Origin of the sequence: Thiocapsa imhoffii (assembly GCF_016583985.1) — a bacterium.
In the GTDB taxonomy this organism is placed as follows: Bacteria; Pseudomonadota; Gammaproteobacteria; order Chromatiales; family Chromatiaceae; genus Thiocapsa; species Thiocapsa imhoffii.
This window is the reverse complement of sequence record NZ_NRSD01000056.1, coordinates 1-7,043: the sequence shown is the minus strand read 5'-3', so window position 1 is coordinate 7,043 and position 7,043 is coordinate 1. Positions and strand designations below refer to the sequence as shown.

At 61.3% G+C, this 7,043-nt stretch carries 7 protein-coding genes; 1 reads left to right on the top strand and 6 read right to left on the bottom strand.

What is annotated here, in order from left to right; all coding sequences use genetic code 11:
* Window positions 1-558, top strand: a 558-nt coding sequence (locus CKO25_RS20450) for an IS630 family transposase (protein WP_200389791.1), incomplete at its 5' end; no start/stop codon positions are given.
* Window positions 559-738: 180 nt separating this feature from the next.
* On the opposite strand, the gene CKO25_RS20445 is transcribed toward CKO25_RS20450, so the two are convergent.
* The 6 genes from CKO25_RS20445 to CKO25_RS20420 all read right to left on the bottom strand — a co-directional run.
* A protein-coding gene (locus CKO25_RS20445; protein ID WP_242467789.1) for an IS3 family transposase occupies window positions 739-1,976 on the bottom strand; the annotation gives its coding sequence in 2 pieces (ribosomal slippage) (window positions 739-1,688 and window positions 1,688-1,976; 1,239 coding nt in all).
* Window positions 1,977-2,178: 202 nt separating this feature from the next.
* Entirely contained in the window at window positions 2,179-2,838 is a 660-nt protein-coding gene (locus CKO25_RS20440; protein WP_200389790.1) for a DUF6399 domain-containing protein, read from the bottom strand.
* A 258-nt stretch (window positions 2,839-3,096) separates the two neighbouring features.
* Complete coding sequence (locus tag CKO25_RS21875; protein WP_338115195.1) at window positions 3,097-4,125, bottom strand: reverse transcriptase domain-containing protein; 1,029 nt, start codon at window positions 4,123-4,125, stop codon at window positions 3,097-3,099.
* Window positions 4,126-4,128: 3 nt separating this feature from the next.
* Window positions 4,129-6,201, bottom strand: coding sequence for a recombinase family protein (locus tag CKO25_RS20430; RefSeq protein ID WP_200389789.1), 2,073 nt, complete (start codon window positions 6,199-6,201; stop codon window positions 4,129-4,131).
* Between the two features lie 139 nt (window positions 6,202-6,340).
* Window positions 6,341-6,673, bottom strand: a complete 333-nt coding sequence (locus tag CKO25_RS20425) for a DUF6788 family protein (protein ID WP_200389788.1) — start codon at window positions 6,671-6,673, stop codon at window positions 6,341-6,343.
* A gap of 18 nt (window positions 6,674-6,691) precedes the next feature.
* The coding region (locus CKO25_RS20420; RefSeq protein ID WP_207162406.1) for a DUF5372 family protein at window positions 6,692-7,043 on the bottom strand (352 nt) is incomplete at its 5' end.

Sequence of the window (7,043 nt, the reverse complement as noted above, 5' to 3'; positions counted from 1 at the left end):
GCAAAAGAAGGTCGGCGACAGGTCTATTTTGTGGATGCGGCGCACTTCGTCCTGCAACCATTTCTCGGTTATCTGTGGTGCCTTCAACGAATGTTTGTCTATTCAGCGAGTGGGAGGCAGCGGTTCAATGTCCTTGGAGCACTCAACGCTATCACCCATGAAGTGGTAACGATCACGAACAATTCATACATCAATGCGCTCAGTGTATGCGATCTTCTGAGAGCGCTTGCAGTTAAACATCATTGTGAGGTCGTGACAATATTTCTAGATAATGCACGCTATCAAAAATGCAAAATTGTGCGAGATCTTGCAAGTCAACTTGGAATTGAACTGGTTTTCTTGCCATCTTATTCACCAAACTTAAATTTGATTGAACGGCTTTGGCGACACGTCAAGAAACAAGTTTTATATTCTCGATACTACGAAACCTTTCCCAAATTCAAAGCTGCGATCATGGGGTGTATTAATAGCACTAGCACCAGCAATCGTAAATCTCTCGAAACTCTTTTGACACTGAAGTTTCAGGTGATAGAAAAAACGCAAATAGTAAATACATAGAGTATAACACATTGATTTATATTGGCTCGACACCAAAACCAGCGTATCCGCTGAGATCCAAGCACACTCTTTGATATAGATGGGCGAGGTTGGTGATGCCGTAACAGCGTCGTTTAAGGACTTCAATTGATTGTTGAGGACTAAAGTGGACCCTAGTGTTAAGACAGGAAGTGCCCGAGTTTAAGCAACGGCCTGGACCTCCTTGACAGCTGAACAGCGCTGCCCTGGTGCTGCAGGTTCGCCAGGCGGCGTCGCCGCCGGGCCGTAATTGTCCACGATCAGTGCGCCTCCACCTCGCTGGGTCCGGTAGACCATTGCCGGCGTCTCGTTCGCCAGCGCCGTGTGCGGACGCTCGTCGTTGTAGAACGGGAAGTACTCGGTCAACCCGAGCGTCACTTCAGCCAGATCGGCGTAGCCCTTGAGGTCGATGTCCTCATACTTCACGGTTCGCCAGAGGCGCTCGACGAAGATGTTGTCGAAGGCACGTCCTCGGCCGTCCATACTGATCGTGACACCCTCGCGCTTGAGCACGCCGGTGAACGACTCGGCCGTGAACTGAGAACCCTGGTCGCTGTTGAAGACCTCAGGTGGCCCGTATCGCTGCAGGGCCCCCTCGAGGTAGTCAATGCAGAAGCTTGCCTCCATGGTATTGCTGAGCCGCCAGCTCAGGACCTTGCGGCTGTACCAGTCCATGATCGCGACCAGGTAGCAGAAGCCCCGAGCGAGGCGGATGTAGGTCATGTCGGCGCTCCAAACCTGGTTGGGCCGGGTGACCGCAACGCCACGCAACAGGTACGGATAGACCTTGTGCTGCGGATGCGGGCGACGGGTGTGAGGGCCCGGCGCGATCGCTGCCAGCCCCATCCCACGCATCAGGCGCTGGACGCACTTGCGGTTGACCTCATGGCCCTGTGTCCGCAGCTCGACCACCATGCGTCGACTCCCGTAAAACGGCCGCCGCGTATCGATCTCGTCGAGGAGCCCACAAAGCAGCAGGTCAGTGGCATCCTCTGGTGGCGACCGCCGGTGCGCGTAAACAGTCGCCCGGGACACCCCCGCCAGCTCACACTGGCGGACGATCGGGACCTCATGACCCGCGTCGATCCAGCATTGCCGGGGCACGACAGGCCCATTCCGGACTTTTTTTTGAGCCAATCGAGTTCCATCTTCAGGCGTCCGATCTCGCCGTAGAGGCGATCCGGCGCATCCTGTTCCGCCACCGGCTTCGGACCCCGTTTGCCTTCGAAGAGCGTGCTGGCTTTTTCGAGGACCGCCTTCTTCCACTGGTTCACCTGAACGGGATGAACCCCGTAGGCTTGACCAATCTCGTTGACGGTCTTGACGCCGTGGATGGCCTCGAGCCCGACTTTCGCCTTGAATTCAGCGCTATATGTGTTTCGCTTCCGCTTCTCGCCCATCTCGTTGGTATCCCGATTCGGAGGCTTGACCATAGCTTAAACCGCTGTCCAGATATCGGGGTTCACTTGAAGACTACAAAAAGTCGCTTCCTCTCCTTCACAAGCTTGCCGCCATCAAAACCAGGGTCGATTGATGATCCGGAGTTCCTTTGACACTTTGGCTATCGATCACGGGCCTTGATCATAACCCTATCCACCCTGCTCAGGCGGCAATCGGCGTGAGGTAGGGAACCTTCGCCGTACGCGCTCGTCGTCGGCGTGGGCGCGGCGGCAGGGGCACGCGCTCGAGCAGTTGCTCGAACAACGCTGGCGGCGCCCGGCCAAAGAAGCGCTCAGCGGCGGTGGTGTGATCAGGACGGCAGATGTAAACGTTGTGCACGGCGGGCAGCGCAGCGAGCTTGCGTGAGCCCAGACGAAAGCAGCCGTGGTGGAAAAGCGAGAACTGGCCATTGCGCCCCACCACAGCGGAACTTGAGCGCTGGAACAGATCGGCACAGTCGCTGGCGACCTGCCCAATCTCCGTACGCTGAGTCGCCTCCAGGGCTTGGAGGGGGTGATCCGATGCACACAGCGGCTCGAGCCTCTGCGCGCTCAGTGCCATGAGACGTTTGCGCTCCTCGGCACCCAAGCATCGCGTGGCAACGAGTTCAAGGTCGATCGCCGGGGTGAGTTGCTCGAGCACGGCGGCCTCAAGTTCGAGGTCCAGGTTGAGCATCTCGACACGCTGCTGCACGGTGGCCAAGAAGAAGGCGATCGTCGCCAGCAGGGCGGTGTTCAAGCGCTGGGCCTTTTGCAGGTGAGCGCGCGCGCTGGCCGACGCGGTGAGTGTCTGCGCCCGCTCCAAACGGGTCGCAGGCTTCATCGCGGCATCCCTAGCGGCGCGGTTGGGACTGGGCTAAAGTCATTCATGGCAGCGCCTTCGAACATCGCACTCGACCCTCGGTGAGCTTCCACTTCCAAGGGTAAGAGATTTCGGGGGTTCTGCCATGCCACTTATGGGCCATCTCGCAGCGCTATGCTGGGTTTTGGAACCGGGTGGCCGCGGGTGATTGCTCACCCGCGGCTCCCACAGATCCGGACGTGCGGGACTACCGCATCCGGCTCCTCGATTGAGCAAACGCTACGCGACGTAGTTGCTGTGAACGACACGTGCGGGCGGCAGGGGATAGCGTTGGAGCAAGCGGTTGAAGGCATCCCAGTTGAGCGAAGGCCGATAAGAACGGCGATTGAGCCACTTCAGCCAGACACGGCGGACGGCCTCACGGAATCGCACCAACGCACGCGCGTTGCCGGTGATTCCGTAGTAGGCGTCATGGCCGCGAAGCTTGCGCCCGAGTGCCTCCCATTGCTCCGCCACCGTGAGATGGCGATGGCGGCGGCACCATTGCCCGATCCGCCGCACCGCGCGGCTGAACCGGGTTTTGGCCGTCTTGCGTTGCACCACCCAGTTTCCGTTCCGGGAGCGTCCACAATCATGCGTGAAGCCGAGCAGGTCGAAGCTGCGCCCGCGCTGCGAGCGCCGCGTTCCGCGCCGCCACGGCGGACGGCGAAAGTCGACCAGGCGGGTCTTCTCGGGGTGAAGCGTCAGCCCGAAGCGCGCCAGTCGCTTGGCCAGCACCTCGAGCACCCGCCGTGCGTCCTCTTCCCGCTCAAAGGCCAGCAGCGCATCATCGGCAAATCGGACCATGAAGGCCCGTCCGTGCAGACGCGGTTTGACCTCCTGCTCGGACCACCGGTCGAGCACCTCGTGCAGGTCGACATTCGACACCAGCGGGCTGATCACACCCCCTTGCGGGCTGCCCCGCTCGGGATGATGGATCACCCCCTCCTCCATGACCCCGGCTTGCATCCATTTGCCCAGCACGCGACGGATCACGCCGTCACGCACCCGTTGGTCGAGAAAGGCATGAAGATGGGTTCGTTCCATGCTGTCGAAGAAGGCTTGGATGTCGAGGTCGATCACCCAGGCACCCCGCAGGTCCATGATCCCGTCCCACAGCGCCTGCAGCGCCTGATGGGGACCACGCCCAGGGCGAAAGCCGTAGGAGCAGTCCAGGAAGTCCTGCTCGTAGTCCGGCTCCAGCACCATCAGCACCGCGCGCTGGAGAACCTTGTCCTCCAATGTTGGGACGGCGATTGCATACTGCACCTCCTACAGTGCATGTTCGGAATGCCGCCGAGCGGCAATCCTCGAGGAGTTGACGACCCAAGCCTGGAGTCGTCGGGCCTGATCGTCCTGCAAGCTGATCCGATAGGGTGTTCCACGTTTGTGCTGGTGAGCGTCAACGAGTCCGCGCTCAATCCAGTAATAGACCACATGACGGCTGACGCCAAATCGCTCCGCCAATTGATCGACAGTCAGCGTGCCGTCATCGTCTTGCGTAGGCGCGGCGATCGCGTGCTTGTAGCGGACCCATTTGATCATCGCCACGGTGAAGGCATGACCCTTCGGACTGATTCGGCCTTCCCGGTTGAGCTGCTCGGCAATCTGTTCATCATCGTAGCTCAGCGCGAGGCTTCGGATACGCTCGACCAGCTCGGGCGGGTAGCGCCATCGATCGGCACTGTTGGGCGGCAACACCACCTCGATATCGCTGAGCGCACCGCCCTGCCAGCGAATGTGCAAACACAGGCGCTTCGGCGCGCAGCACTCGACGGTAATGTCTTTGATCAGCAGGCGCAGCATCCGCTTGCGATCCCGCGGCGCTGTCGTCGGCGACGACCACAGACGCGGGAAATCCTGCGCCAGCGCCAACACCTGCGCGCGCTGTTCGGGGCCGAGGACCCGCGCCTGTTGCTGGTGTACCTGCTCGCAGCGCTCCTGCAGCTCGGCCAAGCGCTGCAAGGCGTCGTTCCAGCGCTGCTCCAGGGTGGCGGCCACCAGTCGGTTCGCGGGATCGACGTCCGCGTAGCGACGCTCGGCGAGTTGCGCCTCGTAGTCGGCTCGCTGCAGGCGCAGGTGCCATTGGTGCTGCAGTGCCGCATCGCGTGACTGCAATTCATCGAGCGCGCTCAGGGCCAGTTCCAGCTCACTGGGTTGCATGGCGCCGAGCACTTGCTCGGCGACGGCCGCATCGAGCAACTCGCAACGCACGCTAAAACAGTCGCGTGTCGCGCGGGCGTCGCGTCGCTGCCAGCTGCAGAGATACACCGGATACAGCCCGCCGTTGCCCTGGTAGCGCAGCGTGACCCGGTGACCGCAGTGACCACAGATCAGCAGACCTTGGAGCAAGGCCAGCCCCTCGCGTGCCGGTCCGCTCAACAGCGTCGCCTCAGTCAGCGTGCAATTGCTTGCCAATTGCTGCTGATTGGCCAAATAGGTTTCCCAGTCGATATAGCCCTCATGATGCTCCGTCAGGTTGACGCACCACTCGGCCATCGGCACCGCACTCATGCTGCTCGTCACCTCGCCGTCGGCGTTGAGGTGGCGGCGGTACCGATACCGTCCGTAGACGTAGGCGCCCGCATAGGCCGGATTCTTGAGCAGGCCCAACACCCGCCCATGGCTCAATCGATCCCAGAGCAGTCGACCATCCCAAGCCCCACCGTAGGCGCGCTTGGGAAAGCTCAGACCAGCCTCGGCAAAGTGCTTCACCACCGCATAGGCACTGCCGGTCTCGCGAAACAGACGAAACACCAGCGCGACGGCACCACGCACCTCGGCGTCCTCGTCCAGAACAATTTGTCCGTCGGGCGCATACACCAATCCCACCGGCAGCGGCCGATGCAACTCGCCTTTGGCCGCCTTGTTGAGTTTGCCGCCGAGGAGGCGCGCGCGCAGAAAATGCAATTCCGCCTGCGCCATCGTGCCCTTCAACCCCAACAGCAGCCCATCGTTGAAATCGCTCGGGTCGTAGCAGCCATCCTCGTCGATGACGAGGGTGCGGGTCAGCGCACACAGCTCCAGCAGCCGCTGCCAGTCGGCATTGGAACGTGCCAGACGCGAGACCTCCAAGGCGAACACCGCCCCCACCCGGTCCATCGACACCTCGGTGACCAAGGTCTTGAAATCCTGCCGCTGCGCACTCGACGCTCCCGACTGGCCCAGGTCCGCGTCCAGGACGCGAATCAGCGGAAGCGTCCAGCCCAAGGACAGGGCTTTCTCGCGCAGCGCATACTGACGCTCGGTGCTCTCCTGATGGTGGCGCACCTGCCCCATCGTCGATTGGCGCACGTAGATGTAGGCCGGCCGCTGCAACTGCTCGCACGTGATCTGCGCACTCATCGCACACCTCCGTCGCATTGCGCCGGCACGCCTGCGCATCAAGGAAGGTGGCCAGCATGTTGGCAATCAACGACGCCGCAACGGCCCGGTCAAAGGGAACGGTGAAGGACGCACCCGGCGTGCTCACCGTCACGACTCCTCAGAGCCGCTCGCGGCGGCGCAACAGTTCACGATTGATGGCGCAGATTTCCTCCAATATCTCGCGCAGGCGATGGTAGTTGGCTACGTAGCGACGCACCTCATCAAGCGCCGCCTGCGGGACGTAGTCCATCTGCGGCCGCGCCCCCGGCTGGCTCACCGAGAGATAGTACTTCGGGCCGTGGCCGCGTCCCGTCGCGCATTTGCACCCGGGCTTGCCGCAGCGCTTGTAACGCTCGATCAAGGAGCCGCGCAGGATCTCCTGTGCCGGGGGCAGTTGCCCAACCAGCAGCGTACGCCGCCGCCGCAGCACTGGAGTGGACGTCTCGCGCATCGTGAGCAGACCACATGTTTAACTGGTCTGAGCATGGTTCACGGATACACGTTCGTCAAGGTCGATCGATTGGCGCGTGGACAACCCGCCGATGAACTCTGCCAGTTCAAGCAGCTTCTCACCGGAAAACTGCAAATCCTGCCCGTGTGCCCCCGAAACCGGTTCGCCTAGCGACCAATCCGTCCAGTCACGGGCAATCGCAATACTGCCATGCTGAGCATCACGTACGATCAAGGTGTCCAGACCACCCGCACGGCGTATCTTCAATACTTCAGCGCGTTGCCCGCTGAGCGGGTGGAATGGATGGGTGATGGTGGCCCATCCCAAACGCCGGCTGGGCATCTGTGGGGTTGACGATGAACGTCGGAAT